Annotated in this window: 1 protein-coding gene; it reads left to right on the top strand. The window is 45.3% G+C overall.

All coding sequences use genetic code 11. The annotated features are described in order from the left end of the window. Positions 1–483: 483 nt before the first annotated feature. Positions 484–1,158, top strand: a 675-nt coding sequence (locus ACYC56_RS14410; protein ID WP_461374866.1) for a M16 family metallopeptidase, incomplete at its 3' end; no start/stop codon positions are given.

Genomic DNA, 1,158 nt, shown 5'->3' with positions numbered 1-1,158 from the left:
GAAGAGTGGTTATATGGATGTTGGGTTTGCCGCGGGTTTCAGCAAAGTGGTCCAGTAACCATTCCAGGGCAGGATAATAGCTTTCTTCCCGGGCATCGCCATGACCGGCAATTTCGTGCAGCCTTGAGAAATATTCTTTCAACATAAGGTTTTAATATCCCCAATTAAAAGTTATAGGGAAAAATTAAAACGAAATTAACAAGATGGCTGTAGAAATAACACACCGGTTCTTCCTTGTCAACCGGATTGAAATCCAATTTTTTCAATCCGGATGAACCTATTTTTTTAATATTTGTTAATAAGCGGTGTCTTCATTTCAGATTTATTATTCTCAATCAGGAACCGAACCATTAAGGCAAAAAGGAACTCCGGCTAGTTATAAATTTATAGAAACCAGAAAAGATTGGACCTTGAATTGGCTTGACTTAAGCCCGGTTCAGTCTTATCTAAATAAAATTAGATAAACTCGGCAGGAGGTGACCCTTGAAATATTGTCCGGTAATGAAATGGATAATTGTTCAAATCTTGTTTCTCGTTCCATTTATTTTCGCCGGGAGTTCCCCTGGCGCGATGACCGAAAAAGTTCAGGAGACGGTTTTATCCAATGGGCTAAAAGTGATTCTGCTGGAAAATCATAAAGTCCCTGAGATAACCTTTCAGGTCTGGTACCGGGTCGGGTCCAGGAATGAAACCTGGGGAAAGACCGGCCTTTCCCATATGCTGGAACATATGATGTTCAAGGGGACCAAGAGAGTCAAAGGGGAGGAATTCACCAGGGCCATTGAGGAGATCGGCGGTAATAACAATGCCTTTACCTCCAGCGACTTTACCGCCTATTTTGAAAATGTCAGCTCCGACCGGGTTCAGGTGCCCATCGACCTGGAAGCGGACCGTATGGGAAATCTCCAACTCAGAGAAGAAGATTTCCGGACGGAACGGATGGTGGTCCTGGAGGAGCGGAGGATGCGCACTGAAGACAGTCCCCAGGCCTATCTGGCCGAACAGGTCGAGGCCACGGCCTTTCAAACCTCTCCTTACCACTGGCCGACCATCGGCTGGTATGAAGATATCGAGCGTTTTTCCCTGGAAGATCTCAAAATATACTACCAGCTCCATTATAATCCGGCTAATGCCGTACTCGTGATCGTGGGAGACTTC

Source organism: Candidatus Aquicultor sp. (genome assembly GCF_054640775.1).
The sequence above is the reverse complement of the archived record's forward strand: the minus strand, read 5'-3'. Positions and strand labels throughout refer to the sequence as shown.